Below are 17,226 nucleotides of genomic sequence, written 5' to 3' on the forward strand. Positions count from 1 at the left end.
AATCTTTTGTTTCTCCCACCCGACGGCAAGGAGTATCCCGATGGCACGCTCATCCATGACCGACCAGACCCAAGTGAACGAACTGCTGCTGCAGGCGCTGGAAACCGAGCGCGGCGGCATCCAGGTCTACACCGCCGCCCTGGAGGCGGTGCAGAACGAGGACCTGAAGGAAGAGTGGCAAAAGTATCTGGAGGAAACCCGCCAGCACGAACAGATCCTGCTGGACGTGTTCGAACAGCTCGGCAAGGATCCCGAGGCGGCCAGTCCCGGCCGTGAGGTGGTCGCCCATCAGGGTCGTTCGCTGGTGAAGGCCATCCGGATGGCGATGGCCGAAGCGGGGGCCGCCGCCGCCGAACTGGTCGCCGCCGAATGCGTGGTCCTGGCCGAAACCAAGGATCACCAGAACTGGGAGCTGATCGGCCGGGTCGCGGAAAAGGCGGGCAAGCAGGAAGGCAAGATCCTCAAGGCCGCGCACGACCAGGTGGAGAAACAGGAAGATCACCACCTCTACCACACGCGTGGCTGGGCCCGCGAATTGTGGATCCAGTCGCTGGGCCTGCCGGCCGTGTTGCCGCCGCCGGAAGAGGAACGCAATGTCGAAACCGCCATCGGTGCCGCGCGCGCCGAGCAGGCGCGCGACAAGATGATGTAGGCACGCCGCGGCAGCAGGCGCCGTCTCAGATGCAGTGGAAACCTGCCGCGCCCAAGGGCGCGGCAGGCCCGTTCAGAACTCGTCGACGAATTCCACCGCCATTCCCAGGCTTTCAGCGCTGCGGATGATCAGTACGCGCACCTCGTCGCCGGTATGCGGTCCCGGCACTTCGATCTCGATGGCATGCACGTCACCGGCGCCCTGATCGTCGACCAGCCCGGCCGAGCTGGAATCCTCGTCGTCCATGTGCGGCATCAAATCCGCCACTTCCTCGACCCGTTCGACACCGTCCACGCCATGCACCACGCTCATCACGGTGGCGACATCGGCCTCGCTTCCGGTCAGTCGGATTTTCAGCAGGGGCATGGGTGGGCTCTCTGTGATGGGCAGGGATGGAGATTCGTCGCCCCGGCGGATGCCGGGGCCCATTTGGATTTCCATTCTTGGCGAGATGCCCCGCACGGACCGCAATGGATTCCAACTGGACCGATGTATGGAAAACCCGGCATGCCGTTCATCTGCCCGCATCCTGCATAGAACGAAAACGCTGACGAGCATGTGAAGAGCGTGCGCATACACGCTCGACACGGCCGCGCTGGCAGGCTGCACCGCATGAACATGATGGCGTCGCGATGTACCAGGTATTGATCGTATGTGTCGGCAACATCTGCCGCAGCCCGATGGCCGAGGCGGTGCTGCGTTCGCACGGGCACGCGGCCGGCCTGCGGGTGCGTTCGGCCGGGCTGGCGGCGCGGGTGGGTGATGGCCTGCATCCGATCGCGGCCGAATTGCTTGCCGAAAATGGTCTTCGATTGGATCACCATGTCGCCCGCCAGATCGATCTGCGCATGCTGGTCGAGGCGGATCTGGTGCTGGCGATGGAGCAGAGGCAATTGCGTGCGCTCGAGGCGATCGCGCCACCGCTGCGCAATCGCATGCACCTGCTGGGCAGATGGAAAGGTCGGCAGGAAATACGCGATCCCTGCGGAAAACCGCGCGACGCCTTCGTTCGCACCTTCGATCTGATCGGAGAGTCGGCGCGCGCCTGGTGCGAGCGGATGCCGATCGGCTCCGATTCACGATTGTTCGCGCTGCCTGCACACAGCTGAGCCGATGCCCTTACGCAGTTCACGCTTTCATGCGCTCATCAAGATGCTGTCCGTAGATTGGAAACGGAACGATCCACTAACGCACACATCACGCGGGACAGTGGTTTTGCCAGGGATGACCGGTTGGACAGGATGGCCATCACGGACTAGTGAGTAGCGAGGATTTCTGGATGGAGCATCCGAGGATCATCGCCGCCAGCGCGATTGCGTTGGCGGTGACATTGTTCGCCATCTTCTCGATGCGCCCGTGGGCGCGCCGGGTCGGTCTGGTGGACAGGCCCGACACCCGCAAGCAGCACAACGGGCGGGTGCCGCTGATCGGCGGCATCTGCTTCTTCATCGGGCTGCTGGTGGGACTGGCCTACCTGGGCTTCATCGACCGCTTCGTCATGAGCGTGATGATGGGCGCCGCCCTGATCGTGGCGATGGGCGTGGCCGACGACGTGGTCCATCTGACTGTGCAATCCCGCCTGCTGATCGAATCGGCGATCGTCGCCCTGGTGATCCTCAGTACCGGTTACTACGTCGATCACATGGGAGGGCTGTTGCCGGGCGACATCCGGCTGGGCATCTGGGGCATCCCGCTGACCATTTTCGCGGTCATCGGGCTGATCAACGCATTCAACATGCTGGACGGCATCGACGGCCTGGCCGCCTCGATCGCGCTGGTCTGCATCGGCTCGGTGCTGCTGTACGACCGCGCGGGCTGGACCGCGGTGGGTGCCATGCTGATGCTGCAGGTGCTTTTCGCGGCGTTGATTCCCTACATCTTCGCCAACCTGGGCTGGCCGGATGGACGCAAGATCTTCATGGGCGACGCCGGCAGCACCGCGATCGGATTCCTGCTTGGTTGGAGCCTGATCTACCTGAGCCACTCGCGGGTCGGCCGGCTGGCGCCGGTGGACGTGCTGTGGTGCGTCGCCTTGCCGGTGATGGACACGCTGGCGGTGATGTACCGGCGCATCCGCGCGGGACGTTCGCCGTTCGGCGCCGACCGCCAGCATCTGCACCATCTGTTGATGGACAGCGGCTTCTCGCCGCGCGTGACCCTGGCGCTGATGGTGTCGATCGGCATCGTCCTGGCCCTGCTGGGTTACGTCCTGCGGGCGGTACCGGACATCGTCAACCTGTTGTCGTTCATCGCCGCCACCGTGATCTACCTGCTCGGGCTGCCGCGCCTGCTCGAACTGCGCACGCGCGGTTTCAGCTGGCCGTCGCGCGGGCTGGCCCGGTTCGTGCCGACCCCGCACGCCGGGCGACGCTTCGTGCCGCCTGGCGCCGTCAGCAGCGAGGACCACGAACCCTATCCGGTCGTCCGCGGCGCCGATGGCGATGGCCCGGTGCGCGCCCTGTGCGTGGTCGCGGCCACGCCGGACGCGATGGGCGTGGCGCCGATCGCGCAGCGGCTCGCCGATGACGCCCGTTTCCAGACCAGCGTGTGCCTGTCCGAAGTGCCTGGCACCGACGGCGAGGCGGCGCTGCGCCTGTTCGGCCTGAAGGCCCAGGATCGCCTGTCCGGCGACGACGGCGCCGACGCGCTGGTCACCGGCGCGCGCGAGCTGCTCGACCAGATACGCCCCGACGTGGTCCTGGTGCCCGGCAACGCACCGGCCACGTTCGCGCTCAGCCTGGCCGCGCATGCCGATGACGTCCCGGTGGTGTGCGTGGACGGCGACGCGAGCGCGGCGACCCCTTCGCATTGGCCCAACGAAGCGAGCCGGCGCATCGTCCAGTCGCTGGCGGCGCTGCACGTGGCCGCCAGCGAGGACGCGGGCCGGCGCCTGCGCCTGGAGGGCGTGCCGGAGGAGCGGTTGCTGGTGCAGGAGGGCATCGTCGCCGAGACCCTGCGCACGGGACTGGATGTGCTGCGCGCCGAACCCAGGCTGGCCAGTGCGATCGCATGGCGTTTCCCGTTCCTGCGCGATGAGAACCCGTTGCTGATGGTCGCCTGCGCGCCGGACCAGGACGCCGCCGTGCAACTGGCCGAGGCGCTGGAAATGATCGCGCGCCGGCGCCCGGACGTGGACATCGTGTGGCCGCAGGAATCCTCCGGCAATGGCGCCACTGGCGATGTTTCCGCCGCGCTGCATGCCTTCGCCAACGTGCACATCCTGGAATTGACCGATTACCTGGCCTGGCTGCACCTGCTCGAACGTGCGCAATTGGTACTTGCCGGGCAGGGCGGCGGTTTCCCCGGCCAGTTGCAGGGCAAGCCGGTGCTGCGCGTCTGCGACACGCCCGATGGCGAGGGCAACGGCATCGCCATCGGCACCACCGCGCTGGCCATCGCCGGCCGCGTGCTGACCCTGCTCAGCGAACCCGCCGTATACCAGTCGCTGGCCACGGCGACCACGGGCGACGCCCGTGCGGGGCTCCCCGGCGACGAGGTGCCCGACGCGCTGCTGCGCCTTCACACCGGCGGACATCCGCCCCATCCCCCCGAAGCCCAGGACATCCGCTACGCCTATGGCGTGCGCGAAGCGTCCTGACCGGCTTGCGTGAATCCCATCTGGCAACGAGGTGACTCCCCCATGGCCACTCAACTCATCACGCGGACGTTTCCGCCCGGTCCGGATCTGACCCCGGGCCCCGCGCCCCGCGAGGGCGATGTCGATCTGCCGACCCTGGTGGCGACGCTCAACCAGAACAAGCGCATGATCCTGCTGGGCACGGCGGCGTTCTTCCTCGCCAGCCTGCTGTACGTGCTGGTGGTGACGCCGACGTACGAGGCCAACGCGGTGGTGCAGGTGGAAAACCGGCCGGCGATCCCGCCGGGCGTCAGCACCAACGCCGCCATGCAGGGCCCGCCGCCGATTTCCACCTCGCCGGGCGCGACCGAAGTGCAGTTGCTGACCTCGCGCCGGGTGATCGGCGAGGCGATGACGCGACTGGATCTGGACGTGGACGTGCAGCCCGCGCGTCTGCCACTGCTGGGTGAATTCATCGCCCGCCGTTACCAGAAGTCCCACCCCGGGGCGCTGTCGTCGCCATGGCTGGGCCTGAGCGGCTATGGCTGGGGCGGCGATGTGCTGGAAGTGGCACACCTTGAAGTCCCGCGCGAACTGACCGGCGCGCAGTTGCGGATTACCGCCGGCGAAGGCGGGCAGTACGTGCTGTCCACCCCGGATGGCCGCGTGCTGTTGCGCGGCAAGGCCGGCGTGCCCGCCCGCGCGGGCGGCACCGAACTGCTGGTGCGCCGTCTGGTCGCCAACCCGGGCATGCGCTTCGACGTGACCCGGCGGGATCCGACCACGGTGATGGCGGCGCTCAAGCAGGACATCACCGCGACCGAGCAGGGCCGCAATTCCGGCGTCATCGCGTTGACCTACGCCAACGCCGATCCCGAGCGCGCCCGTCGCGTGCTGGACGAGGTGACCCGCGAGTACGTGCACCAGAACGTGGCCCGCACGTCCGCCGAAGCGGCCAGCCGGCTGAAGTTCGTGACCGAGCAGTTGCCCAACGTGCGCGAGGAACTGGCCAAGGCGCAGGCGGCGCTCAACCAGTTCCAGACTCGCACCCAGACCCTGGACGTGGCGGTGCAGAACCGGGCGTTGCTGGATCGGACCATCGCCCTGGATGCCGGCATCCAGCAATTGCGCATCCAGATGACCGAGGTGGCCAACCGCTTCACCCCCTCGCATCCGACCTACCAGACCCTGCAGCGGCAGATCGAACAGTTCCAGGGCGAACGCGCCGCCCTGCAGGGCCAGATCCGCGACCTGCCGGATACGCAGCAGGGCCTGTTCCGCCTCAACCGCGACGTCGAGGTGACCAACCAGACCTACGCCAACCTGCTGGACCAGGCGCAGCAGCTGAACATCGCCCGCGCCAGCGCGGTCGGCAACGCCCGCGTGATCGATCCGGCCGCGGTCAACCTCAATAGCCCGGCCTGGCCCAAGCCGCTGCCGGTGCTGGCCGCCGGCACCGCGCTCGGCGCCGTGCTGATGATCGCCTTCGTGCTGATGCGCCAGCTGTTCCGCCGCGGGGTGGAGGATCCGGTCGACATCGAGCTGCTGGGCCTGCCGGTATACGCCTCGATTCCCTTCAGCGAGAAGGGCCGCGAGCTCACCCAGCGCACCGGCGGCCGCCGCCGCGAGCGGCGCCAGCGCCTGCTGGCGCTGAGCGCGCCGTCGGACCTGGCGATGGAGGCGCTGCGCACGCTGCGCACCAGCCTGCACTTCGCGCGGATGAAGACCCGCAACAACCTGCTGATGATCTCCGCGCCGAGCCCCGGCGTGGGCAAGACCTTCGTCTGCGCCAACCTGGCGGTGACCATCGCCCAGACCGGCCAGCGGGTCCTGCTGATCGACGCCGACATGCGCCGCGGCACCCTGCACGACGCCGTCGGCGTGCGCTGGGAAGGCGGACTGTCGGATCTGATCCTCGGCCGGATCGAACTGGAGGATGCCATCCGCCGGGTCGCCGGGGCCGACAACCTGTCGTTCATTTCGCGCGGCGCGGTGCCGTCCAATCCGTCCGAACTGCTGATGCACGAGAACTTCACCGCGCTGCTCAAGAACGTGGCGCATGACTACGACATCGTGCTGATCGACACCCCGCCGGTACTGGCGGTGACCGATGCGGCCGTGATCGGGCAGCACGCCGGCACCTGCCTGCTGGTGGTGCGCTGGGGTCTCAACCAGCAGCGCGAGATCGCCCTGGCCAAGCAGCGCCTGGAGCAGAACGGCGTGGAGGTGAAGGGTGCCATCTTCAACGGCGTGGAGAAGCGCGGGGCAGGGCAGTACGCCTACACGTACTACGAGTACCTGCCGGCGCCGCGCACCGCCGGGTCGCGCTGAGCACGCGGATCGCAACGACAAGGAGGAACCATGCAGATCACCATGTCCCCGTACTACGGGAAGCCCGACTTTTCCCCGTTGTCGGAGCCCAATGCGCAGCGCATCGACCCGGTGTCGGTGGCGGACCTGCTGCGCAATGCCTTCGTGTATCCGCCGCATTCCATCTACGAGGGCATCAAGCTGGTCACGTTCGGCTTCTCGCCGGACCAGGACATGCACACCGCGCCACGGTTCCGTTTCAAGTTCCGCAATGCCGGCGAAGTGCCGGAGGTGGCGCGCCATCCGCAGGACTGGATCGCGGTCTATCACCGCAAGCTGTGCGAGGCGATCGAGCGGTCCTGCGCCGGAATGTCCTCTCCGTGGCTGTTGCAGAGCGGCGGCAAGGATTCGACCACGCTGGCGATCGCGCTGGCGGACGCGCGTCCCGACGCGACCTGCATCACCTACCTGGGCGGACGCGAAGAGAACGAGGTCGAATCGGCGCAGCAGGTCGCGCGGCGACTCGGCCTGCGCCACGAATCGCTGGTCTGCGATCCGGGCCGCGCCTATGACCGCTATCTGGCACTGGTCGGGCGGATGCCGCTACTGACCGCCGACTTCGCGCTGCTGTCCTATGCGGACCTGGGCACGGAAGTGCGTGCGCGTGGCGGTGACGGCGTGATCGACGGCCTGGGCGCGGACAGCTATTTCGGCACCCCGGTCGATCGCCAGCACCACTTGCTGGGCAAGCTGGCGCGCGGCATGCGCCTGCCGGTGGACGTCACCGCCTTGCCCGGCGTGGATCGCAGCTTCGAGGCGTGCTTCCTGCTGGGCACCCTGCAGATGACCCCGATCGAGCGGGTGTTCCCGGGTTCGCGCTTCAGCGACGCCGAGGTGGACGCGCTGTTCGGGCACCCCATATCGCGGCGCTCGCGGGCGCGGGTGACCCTGTTCCAGGAGGAAATCGCCACCGCCACCAGCGCCTGGGAATGGCGCGACATGTCGATGTCGATCGCCGGTTCAGCCGGCGCCTTCGCCAAGGGCCTGTATACGGCGCATGCGCTGGGACTGGATGCGGCCTATCCGTTCTGCGATCACGACCTGCGCGAATGGATCCACCTGGAGGTGCCGCGCCGGCAGAAGGTCGATCCGGAAACCGGCGTCAACAAGATGCTGATCCGGCGCCATATCGCAACCCGTTTCGCCGAACTGCCGTACGTGCAGCGCAAGGGCAGTTTCCGATTCGATCTGTGCGGGCTGGCCGCGCAGCGTTTCGACCAGGTGCACGGCTTCGCCCGCGACCTGTCGGAGCTGCTGCCGGGCGCGGTGCCCTGGCTGGAGCGCAACCGGCGCCGGCTCGACAACAAGTACCACGCGTCCAAGTTCTACCTGCTGGCCATCGTGCTGCCCTGGCTGGCCGCGCGCGGGGTGGCGACGGCCGCGCGGGAGAAAGCCGCCTGACGATGGACCGCCAGCGACGCCGCTGCCTGCATGGTCTGGTCGCGGGCGCGGCGCTTGCGGCCTTGCCCGCCGCCGGCACCCTGGCGTCGGCGCGTGGAAGCGTACGCCTGGACGTGCGTGAATTCGGCGCGCGCGGCGATGGACAGGGCGACGATACCCGTGCGTTCCAGGCCGCCATCGACGCGCTGCCGGAAGCCGGTGGCACCGTGGTCGTTCCCGCCGGCAACTACCCGATCGACCCGTTGCGGAGCCTGCGCCTGCGCAGCCGCATGCACTTCTCGATGGCGGCCGACACCCGCCTGGTCGCGATGAGCAATGCCGCGCAGCGCGCCTACGTACTGCTGCTGCAACAACTCGACGACGTGGAGGTGTCGGGCGGACGCATCATCGGCGATCGCGAGCGCCATCTGGGCACCACCGGTGAATGGGGACACGGGATCATGGTGCGCGGGTCCAGCCGGATCCGCCTGCATGACCTGTACATCACCCGGTGCTGGGGCGATGGCATTTCGGTGGGCGGCCTGTCCGGTGTTCGCGGCCAGCCGCCGCTGCCCAGCCGCGACGTGCTGATCCAGGACGTGGTCTGCCAGGGCAACCGCCGGCAGGGACTTACCATCGGCCGCTCCCGCCATGTACGGGTGTTGCGTTCTTCTTTCCTCGACACCGGCGGGGTGCTGCCGGGCTGCGGCATCGACATCGAACCCGACCCGGGAGGCGACGCACGCGACGTGCTGATCGAGGACTGCCTGGTGCAGGGCAACCAGGGCGCGGGCATCCAGCTGTACGAGCGTGTCCACGACGTCACCGTCCGCCGCTGCCGGATCCTGTCCAACCGTGGCGACGGCCTGCACCTGCGCGCCGCCACGGGCGGCCTGATCGAGGGCAACGAAATCCGGGGCAACGGCCTGCGCGGCATCACCGTCCGCGCGCGCAGCAGCGGCTTCCGCCTGCGCGACAACCAACTGCGTGGCAACGCCGCCCAGGTGGCGAAACGCTCCGGCAAGGAAGCCGGCTGGATGAACCTCGACGTCGCCCGCGGCGCCTCGTCCATCCAGATAGACCCCAGCAGCCGCCCAGGCCGCTGAGTCCCAGCCCTTATCCTGTGGGAGCGACGTAAGTCGCGATGTGGATGCCACCACGCTTCGCGACTTACGTTGCTCCCACAAGGTAGTGGTTTATTTCATTCGTCCTGCGAGCAATCGAAACCGCGCGACAAGCGGACTCGACCATGGATTCCGGTAGAGAAAACACCGCGTTTTGCCGCAGAAAATGAATCCTTCCGCAAGCAGTAGTTGAGCCGTTTCACAGATACGAGATCTTCTCGCGCGCGGCGAGGAAAACTTCCCTATATTCCCCATCGGCCACGGTTCTCATCCGGGCCAATTCCTTTGTTTTCCTTTTACCGGGCCATTTGGCCCGCAGGGGTCATGGCTGTGAAAAACAATGCACTCGTGCACGACGTGCGCGAGGCAGGGACGCCTCGGCGCGAATTTTTGCGCAAATCCTTGTTGCTGGCACTGCCGGTAGCGCTCTACACGACGGGGATTCCCAAGGTTCTGGCCGCTGTCTACGCCCCTCCGGTCCGGGCCCGCGGCAGCACCACGCTCAATGTGAAGGACTGGGGCGCCCGCGGCGACGGCGCCACCGACGACACCACCGCGTTCCAGTACGCGATCGACGCGCTTCCCTCGACCGGTGGCACCGTGGTGGTGCCGGCGGGCGACTACGTCATCGACCCGACCCGCAATGTCCGCCTGCGCAGCAACATGCACCTGCTGTTGCAGGATGGCGCCCGCCTGCGCGCCAAGCGCAACGACAAGGAACGCGCGTACGTGCTGATGGCCTACAAGGTCAGCAACGTGGAGATTTCCGGCGGCCAGATCATCGGCGACCGCGAAACCCATCTGGGTACGACCGGGGAATGGGGCCACGGCATCATGATCCGTGGTTCGTCCAAGGTCACCGTGCGCGACATCCATGTCTCCAAGTGCTGGGGCGACGGCATCTCGATCGGCGGTGCGATGGTCACCAACGCACCGACCATCCCCTGCAGCGACGTGGTCATCGCCAACGTGGTCTGCACCGGCAACCGCCGCCAGGGCCTGACCATCGGCCACGCGCTGGGGGTCAAGGTGTACGACAGTGAATTCAGCGATTGCAACGGCATCGCGCCGGCCTGCGGCATCGACATCGAGCCGGATGTCGGCGACCTGCGCACCACCTCCACCGTGCACATCGAGAATTGCCATATCCACGGCAACGCCGGCAATGGCATCCTGGTGTACAAGCGGGTGAAGGGCGTCACCATCAAGCGCTGCACCATCGAGTACAACGGCGGGCACGGCATCCTGACCATCGGTCCGGACAGCGGCTACATCGCCCAGAACACCATCCGCCACAACTACCTGGTCGGCATGATGTTCGGCAGCGGGACGCGCAGCTACCAGTACAGCGGCAACATCTCGCGCAACAACAACACCCGCCTGCACGGCGTCCAGAAGACCGTCTATCCGCTGACCTACATGACCGGATTCGTCGACGGCAACAAGGGCAACGGCGCGCACGTGGCGCGGGTCAGCGACGTCTACGACATCCGGGTGACCAGCAACGGCTACGCCAAGTAATCGAACGGGCAAGTGAACTGGCGCTCAGCAGAATGACGAGCGCGTGCAGAGGCGGCCTCCGGGCCGCCTTTTTTCTGCCCGTTTGTTGGGCAACGTGCCGATTTGGTGGTGAGCGCGTGAACGGTTTTGCGGGCTCGACTTTCTAGAATTGCGGCGACGCTTCCCCCCACGGCGCCTGCATGAAGTTCATCCTGTTCGCGAATACAGACTGGTACCTCTACAACTTCCGACTCTCCACCGCTTTGCAACTGCGCTCCATGGGCATGGAGGTGGTGATGGTGTCGCCACCGGGCGAGTTTGGCCATCGCTTCGAGCAGCACGGCATCCGCTGGCGGCCATTGCCGATGCAGCGCTCCAGCCTCAACCCCTGGCGCGAGGCCGGCACCCTGGCCCGGCTGATCGGCGTGCTGCGCGAGGAACGGCCGGACCTGCTGCACAGCTTCACCCTCAAGTGCGCCGTTTATGGCGCGCTGGCGGCGCGCGCGGCCGGCGTGCCGGCGGTGGTGAACGCGGTCACCGGCCTGGGTTATGTCTTTTCCAGCGACCGGGCCAAGGCGCGCGTGCTGCGGCCGCTGGTGTCGCTGCTGATGCGCGGTGCGCTGGGGGGCGAGCATTCGCGGGTGATCCTGCAGAACCCGGACGACGCGCAGGCCTTCGCCGACGCGCGCCTGGCACCACCGCACAACATCCGCCTGATCCGAGGCTCCGGCGTGGATCTCAGCCGTTTCCTGCTGCGCGATGCCGACAGCGGCGGGCGGCGCCCGCTGCGGGTGCTGCTGGCCGCGCGCCTGCTGCGCGAGAAGGGCGTGTGCGAATACGCCGCCGCTGCGGAACGCCTCCGCGCGCAGGGCCGCGACGTCCGCTTCCTGCTCGCCGGCATGCCGGATCCGGGCAATCCGCATTCGGTACCCGCGGCCGAAGTGGAGGCCTGGCACGCGCGGGGCACGCTGGAGTGGCTGGGGCATGTCGAGGACATGCCGGCGCTGCTGCGTTCGGTCGATGTGATGGCACTGCCCAGCTATTACCGGGAAGGCGTGCCGAAGAGCCTGATCGAGGCCGGCGCCTGCGGCATCGCGCTGGTGACCACCAACCTGCCGGGTTGCCGCGAGGTGGTGAGCCGCGACGGCGAGGACGGCCTGCACGTGCAGCCGCGCAGCGCGGACTCGCTGGCGCGGGTGATCGCGCGCCTGGACGACGACCGCGATCTGCTGCGACGGCTGGGCGAACGCGCCCGCTCGCGCGCGCTCAGCGATTTCGACGAGAAGGTGGTCATCCGCAAGACCTGCGAGGTCTACGGCGAACTGGTGCCGTTGCAGTTGCAGGGAGCGATGGCCGGATGATGAACCGGATCCTGCCCATGCCGCTGCGTCCCGCCCTGAACGCGCTGTCCCTGTTGTGGCTCGCCACCGCCGCCGGCGCCGTGGCGGTATTCGCCGCGCAGACCCTGCTGGCACGCCGGTTCGGTCCGGCCGAATACGGCCTGTTCGCGTCCTCGCTCGCCACCATCACCCTGATCGCGCCGCTGGCCGGTTTCGGGCTGTCGCAGTTCCGGCTCAAGGTGTTCGGCACCGAGGGTTGGCAGGCCCAGCGCTGGCGACGCGCGTCAGAGCGCTTCATCGTCGCCAGCACCACGCTTGCGCTGATCGGCGTGGCCGCCTGGGCGGAGTGGGGGCCCCCGGTCGATGCCCGTACCCGGCAACTGCTGTGGCTGCTGCTGCCGGTGATCATCGGCCTGCTGGCGGTCGAGCAGATCGGCAGCAAGCTGCGCCTGGAGGAACGTCACGGCGCACTGGCCGCGTGGCAACTGTGGATGCCGCTGGGCCGACTGCTGGTGGCGGCGTATGCGCTGGCCTGGTCCGGCATGCGCATCGAAATGGTCGCGCTGGGCTACAGCGCGGTCGCGGTGCTGGCGGTGTTCGCCGCCATGCCGCAGTGGCGGTCGATGGCGCGCGGCGACTGGGCGCTGCGCGGCCACGGCGCGCAGGATGTTTCCGCCTTGCAGGCGCGTCCGCCAGGCGTGCGCCAGCTGTGCGTGCAGGCGTGGCCGTACGGCATGGCGGCGGTGCTGTATCCGGTGTTCTTCCAGATCGGCACGGTGCTGCTGAAGTACCTGGCCGGAGATGCGGCGGCCGGCCACTTCGGCATCGCATTGGCGGTGATGACCGCGATCTACCTGTTCCCGACCACGGTCTACCAGAAGTTCCTGCTGTCCAAGCTGCACCGCTGGGCGGTGCATGACCGCCCCCGGTTCCGCCAGGTCTATCGCTGGGGCACCGTGGCCATGCTGGCCAGCGGCATCGTCGGCGGCATCGTGCTGGCGTTCGCCGCGCCGCTGGCGACGCAGGTCTTCGGTGCCGGCTATCGCACGGTGGTGCCGCTGCTGCAGGTGCTGGCGCTGTGCGTGCCGCTGCGCTTCCTGTCCACCGCGGTCGGTTCGGTGCTGCTCACCGAGGGTCACATGCGCTACCGGGTCTACGCGATGGCGCTGGCGGCGCTGGCGGCTGTCCTGTTGAACCTGGCGCTGATTCCCGCCTTCGCCGAGATGGGCGCGGCAATCGCCACCGTCATCGCCGAGGCGCTGCTGCTGGGCCTGATGTATCGCGGCGCCCGCCGGGTCGACGCACTGGAGCTGGACTGATGGACAAGCCCCGTGTCGCTTTCACCGGTTACTACGGTATGCGCAATTTCGGTGACGACCTGTTCGGCGTGATCTGCACGCGCGCGGCCGAACGCTACTGGAACGCCTCGCCGCGCCTGGTCGGCCCGCCGCTGGCCGGCATGGCCGGCGTCAGCACCGTGCCGGCGTTCTATCCGCTCGACTGGTACGGGGCGGGTGGGGCGCTGGGCAAGGGCAGCCGGCTGCTCAGTTTCGCCAGCGCGACCGTCGGTTCGGATGTGCTGGTGATGGGCGGCGGTTCCGTCATCACCGCGCGCGAATCGTTCCGCAAACCGATGATGCAGGCCGCACGCCGCCATCGCGGCCTGCGACTGTCCGCGATCGGGGTCTCGATCGGGCCCTTCGCGAACACCGAGCAGGAAGCCGCGGCGGCATCCTTCCTGGATCGCTTCAGCTACCTGTCGGTGCGGGATCGCCGCTCGCACGAATGGATCCAGCGCATGGGCCTGTCCGCGCATGCGCACGCCGGCTGCGATCTGGCGGTGCTGTTGCCGCGCCTGGTGTCGATGCCGGTGCGTGCGCAGCCCGAACCCGGCGCGCCCCTGCGCGTGGGCGTGGCGCCGTGCCGCTACACGGAAGGCGGCGCGCACGGCGCGCCGGCGATGCGCGCCTGGGAGGACGCGTTCGTCGAAACCCTCCTGGCCGAATCGCGCGTGCGCCGGCTGGTGGTGGATGTGTTCAGCCTCAACGAGCACCCGCGCCACGGCGACAGCGAACTGGCCGACGCGATCGCGCGGCGCCTGCGCGAGGGGGGCGTCGCGGTCGAGGTGCTGCGCTATACCCAGCCGGATCCGCTGGCGATGGTGGCCGCCATCGGGCGTTGCGACGCGATGGTGAGCGCGCGCCTGCACGGCGCCATCGTCTCGTGGCTGTGCGGGGTGCCGTTCGCGATCGTCGACTACCACCGCAAGTGCCGCGATTTCGCCGATGACATCGGGCTGCCGCAGCGGCGGCGCATCACCACCGCGCAGGGGTATCCGTTCAGCGATGTGATCGCCACCTTGCTGCGCGAACGCCAACCGGAGTGCTCTTCACCCGCCCTGTACGCCGACCAGGCCGAGGACATATTCAAATGCGCACCATGGGCGCTGGAGCACGCACACGCATGAAGCCGCATCTTCCGCCGGATCCCTCCACCACCGCGCCGGTCAGCGTGGTGATTCCGTGCTATCGCTGCGCCGGCACGATTGCCGCGTCGGTGGCCTCGGTGGCCGCGCAGACCCGGCGCCCGGTGGAAGTCATCCTGGTCGACGACGCCAGCGGGGACGGCACCCTGGACGCGCTGCACGCGCTGGCCGAACTACATCCGCCGGGCTGGGTGGTGGTGGTGGCCGCGCCCGCCAACGGCGGGCCGTCGCGCGCGCGCAACCTGGGCTGGGAACGCGCCAGCCAGCCGTACGTGGCCTTCCTCGACGCCGACGACACCTGGGCGCCGCAGAAGATCGCGCTGCAGATGGAGGTGCTGGAGGCGGATCCGGATCTGGCCCTGGTCGCGCACCGGATGGCGGTCCGCGAACGCGGCGCCAAGACCTTGCCGGTGCGCCCGCCGGTGCGCGCGACCGCGATCGGCCGCCGCCGCTTCCTGCTCAACAATCCGTTCCCGACCGCCTCGGTGGTGCTGCGCCGGGATCTGCCGTTCCGCTTCAACGAACGTTTCCGCCGGGTGGAGGATTTCCTGCTGTGGGCGGAGATAGGCTTCTCCGGCTACCGCTGCGCCAAGCTCAACCAGGTGCTCGCGTACTGGCACAAGCCGACCTTCGGCGCCGGCGGCCTGAGCGCGGATCTGGACGCGATGCACCGCGCCGGCAAGGAAGTCCGGCGCGAGCTGCTGCGCAAGGGCCTGGTCACGCCCGCCGAACACTGGTTCGCGCGCAGCATCGGGCTGGTCCGGCGCACCCGCCGGCGCCTGCTGTTGGCCATGCGTTCGCGCCAGACCGGAATCGCCTCGTGAACACCGTCCAGGCCCGCTACCTGCAGGCCAGCCGGCGCAGCCAGGGCGAGGCGATGGCGCGCTGGTGGCTGGGCATGATCCTGCTGGGCGGGGTGGCGCTGTTCGCGTGCTGGCTGGTCGGCACCCGTCCGCTGGACATCGGCAGCGACACCGAGACCTATGCTGGCTTCTTCGAGAATCTGGTGCAGGGCATGCCGGAAACCCGGCTGGAACCGGGCTTCGTCTATCTGAGCTACGCCCTGTACAAGCTGGGACTGGGCGTCACCGGCTACCAGTTCGCCCTGTTCGGCCTGCTGCTGGTGATGGTCGCGCTGGCGGTGCGCCGCTATCGGTTCTACCTGGAAACGCCGGTGAGCTGGCAGACCCTGCTGTGCGCCTCGCTGATGCTGCTGTTCATCTCGCCGATGTTCACCAACGCCTCGATCAACGCGATCCGCCAGGGCCTGGCGGCGCCGCTGGTGTTCGTGGCCTTGCTCGGGTTCCATCGGCGGCGATGGGGCACGTTCGCGCTGGCCGGCGCGCTCGCGGCCAGCCTGCACCTGTCGTCCGCCATGTACCTGGCCTGCGCGCCGGCGCTGTTGTTGAGCACGCGCTGGCTGCGCGTGGTCGCGGCGGGTGCGTTCCTGGCCTACGTTTCCGGACTCTCGATGCTGGCGGTGCGCGCCGGCGCGCCCGGCTTCTACGACGTGGTGATGGAGTACACCGCCAATCCGTTGTACCGATCCGGCGTGCGCATCGACTTCGCGGTATTCACCATCTTCTGGTACCTGCTGCCGCATTTTCTGGCGCCGCTGGTCCAGGCGCAGTGGCGCCAGCGCATCCTCGACAGCACCTCGGTCTATCTGGTGATGTCGCTGCCGTTCTTCCTGATCGGCTGGGGCTTCTTCTCCAACCGTTACCTGCTGCCGGCCTGGCTGGCGGTGTCGATGATCCTGGCGGCGGTGCTCTGCCACGCGCGCATCGCGCCGCTGCGCAACCCGTTGCTGATCCGGGCCGGCCTGCTGGCCTCCTGCGGGGTGTTCTACATCTACGTCAGCCGCGGAATCGTCATATGAGTGGAGGCGCGGCGTCGATGCTCCGGGAGTTCGCGGTTTCACTGACCTATCCACCCACGCTCACCCTGTCGCTGCTGGTGCTGGCGGCGCTGCTGTGGTGGTGGCGCCGTCGCCGGATCGGCGCGGGCGTGGCGATCGCGGCGGTGATGTGGTCGGCGCTGTGGTCATTTCCATTCGCTTCCGACACCCTGCGCGGGCTGCTGGAATTCCGCTATCCGGTGGTCGAGGATGCGGCCGATCTTCCGCGCGCGGACGCCATCGTGGTGCTCGGCGGCGGCAGCCACTATGCATGGCTGGAAAGGCCCGACGTACGTCCCGAGCAATTGCGCTACAGCCGCCTGGCCGCCGGCGCGCGCGCCTGGCAGGCCGGACGCGCCCCGATCGTGATTCTCAGCGGAGGCGGCGAGGGCGACACCACCGAGGCGCGGCGCATGGCCAAGGCGATCGAGCGCCTCGGCGTGCCGCGCTCGGCGCTGGTGCTGGAAGAACGCAGCCGCAACACGCGCGACAACGCGCGCTACAGCCTGCCACTGGCCGGCCGCGAACATCCGCGCCTGCTGCTGGTGACCTCCACCCTGCACATGCCGCGCGCGGCCCTGCTGTTCGAGCAGGCGGGCGCGCGGGTCATGCCGGTACCCGTGCCCGAGGGCAGGGCGCCGCGCAGCTGGTGGCGCTATTGGCTGCCTTCGCAACGCGCCTTGTGGCGCAGCGGCCGCGCGTTCAAGGAAATCGTCGCGCTCACCGCCGCCCATCTGCATTTGTGAAGGCCGCGTCGGTGAACAGGGATGTGCGTGACCGTCCGGCGCTTCGCGCACGCGCGTTCATCCGCCATTGTCTTGCCGACGCCGTTCTTTTCACGCCGCGCTTGACACCATGCCCGAGCGGGCACGGCCATGCCGCGCCGCGCATCGTTTCCGCT

Annotated in this window: 14 protein-coding genes; 13 read left to right on the top strand and 1 reads right to left on the bottom strand. The window is 68.3% G+C overall.

Annotation, left to right across the window (positions count from 1 at the left end):
* Positions 1 to 40 precede the first annotated feature (40 nt).
* Positions 41 to 652, top strand: a complete 612-nt coding sequence (locus IQ458_RS14650; protein ID WP_183636379.1) for a ferritin family protein — start codon at positions 41 to 43, stop codon at positions 650 to 652.
* Between the two features lie 72 nt (positions 653 to 724).
* Here IQ458_RS14650 and IQ458_RS14655 read toward each other — a convergent pair whose 3' ends face one another.
* Positions 725 to 1,018, bottom strand: a complete 294-nt coding sequence (locus IQ458_RS14655; protein ID WP_203323274.1) for a hypothetical protein — start codon at positions 1,016 to 1,018, stop codon at positions 725 to 727.
* Positions 1,019 to 1,284: 266 nt separating this feature from the next.
* On the opposite strand from IQ458_RS14655, the gene IQ458_RS14660 reads away from it, so the two are divergent.
* The 12 genes from IQ458_RS14660 to IQ458_RS14715 all read left to right on the top strand — a co-directional run bounded on the left by IQ458_RS14660 (position 1,285) and on the right by IQ458_RS14715 (position 17,071).
* Positions 1,285 to 1,761 carry a low molecular weight protein-tyrosine-phosphatase gene (locus tag IQ458_RS14660; protein ID WP_183636373.1) on the top strand — a complete coding sequence of 159 codons (477 nt, stop codon included), beginning with the start codon at positions 1,285 to 1,287 and terminating at the stop codon, positions 1,759 to 1,761.
* Positions 1,762 to 1,931: 170 nt separating this feature from the next.
* Entirely contained in the window at positions 1,932 to 4,250 is a 2,319-nt protein-coding gene (locus tag IQ458_RS14665) for a UDP-N-acetylglucosamine 2-epimerase (protein WP_203323275.1), read from the top strand.
* Between the two features lie 42 nt (positions 4,251 to 4,292).
* Positions 4,293 to 6,560, top strand: a complete 2,268-nt coding sequence (locus IQ458_RS14670) for a polysaccharide biosynthesis tyrosine autokinase (RefSeq protein WP_183636369.1) — start codon at positions 4,293 to 4,295, stop codon at positions 6,558 to 6,560.
* A gap of 30 nt (positions 6,561 to 6,590) precedes the next feature.
* Positions 6,591 to 8,000, top strand: a complete 1,410-nt coding sequence (locus IQ458_RS14675; RefSeq protein WP_183636367.1) for an asparagine synthase-related protein — start codon at positions 6,591 to 6,593, stop codon at positions 7,998 to 8,000.
* Positions 8,001 to 8,002: 2 nt separating this feature from the next.
* Positions 8,003 to 9,085: a right-handed parallel beta-helix repeat-containing protein gene (locus tag IQ458_RS14680; protein WP_203323276.1), complete on the top strand. Its 1,083-nt coding sequence runs from the start codon at positions 8,003 to 8,005 to the stop codon at positions 9,083 to 9,085.
* Between the two features lie 408 nt (positions 9,086 to 9,493).
* On the top strand, positions 9,494 to 10,624 hold the full coding sequence (locus IQ458_RS14685) for a right-handed parallel beta-helix repeat-containing protein (RefSeq protein WP_192198564.1): 1,131 nt from the start codon (positions 9,494 to 9,496) through the stop codon (positions 10,622 to 10,624).
* Between the two features lie 179 nt (positions 10,625 to 10,803).
* The gene (locus IQ458_RS14690; protein WP_183636361.1) at positions 10,804 to 11,964 is read left to right on the top strand and encodes a glycosyltransferase family 4 protein; all 1,161 of its coding nucleotides are present in this window, start codon (positions 10,804 to 10,806) and stop codon (positions 11,962 to 11,964) included.
* A gap of 17 nt (positions 11,965 to 11,981) precedes the next feature.
* The gene (locus tag IQ458_RS14695; RefSeq protein WP_192198562.1) at positions 11,982 to 13,262 is read left to right on the top strand and encodes a lipopolysaccharide biosynthesis protein; all 1,281 of its coding nucleotides are present in this window, start codon (positions 11,982 to 11,984) and stop codon (positions 13,260 to 13,262) included.
* Positions 13,262 to 14,410: a polysaccharide pyruvyl transferase family protein gene (locus tag IQ458_RS14700; RefSeq protein WP_192198560.1), complete on the top strand. Its 1,149-nt coding sequence runs from the start codon at positions 13,262 to 13,264 to the stop codon at positions 14,408 to 14,410. Before IQ458_RS14695 ends, IQ458_RS14700 begins: the two co-directional genes overlap by 1 nt.
* Positions 14,407 to 15,252, top strand: coding sequence for a glycosyltransferase family 2 protein (locus tag IQ458_RS14705; RefSeq protein WP_203323277.1), 846 nt, complete (start codon positions 14,407 to 14,409; stop codon positions 15,250 to 15,252). Before IQ458_RS14700 ends, IQ458_RS14705 begins: the two co-directional genes overlap by 4 nt.
* Entirely contained in the window at positions 15,249 to 16,307 is a 1,059-nt protein-coding gene (locus tag IQ458_RS14710; RefSeq protein ID WP_183636348.1) for an EpsG family protein, read from the top strand. Before IQ458_RS14705 ends, IQ458_RS14710 begins: the two co-directional genes overlap by 4 nt.
* On the top strand, positions 16,304 to 17,071 hold the full coding sequence (locus IQ458_RS14715; protein ID WP_203323278.1) for a YdcF family protein: 768 nt from the start codon (positions 16,304 to 16,306) through the stop codon (positions 17,069 to 17,071). The genes IQ458_RS14710 and IQ458_RS14715 overlap by 4 nt, the downstream gene beginning before the upstream one ends.
* The last annotated feature ends 155 nt before the right edge of the window (positions 17,072 to 17,226 follow it).

It is taken from the genome of Pseudoxanthomonas beigongshangi (assembly GCF_016820515.1).
GTDB classification, from domain to species: Bacteria; Pseudomonadota; Gammaproteobacteria; order Xanthomonadales; family Xanthomonadaceae; genus Pseudoxanthomonas_A; species Pseudoxanthomonas_A beigongshangi.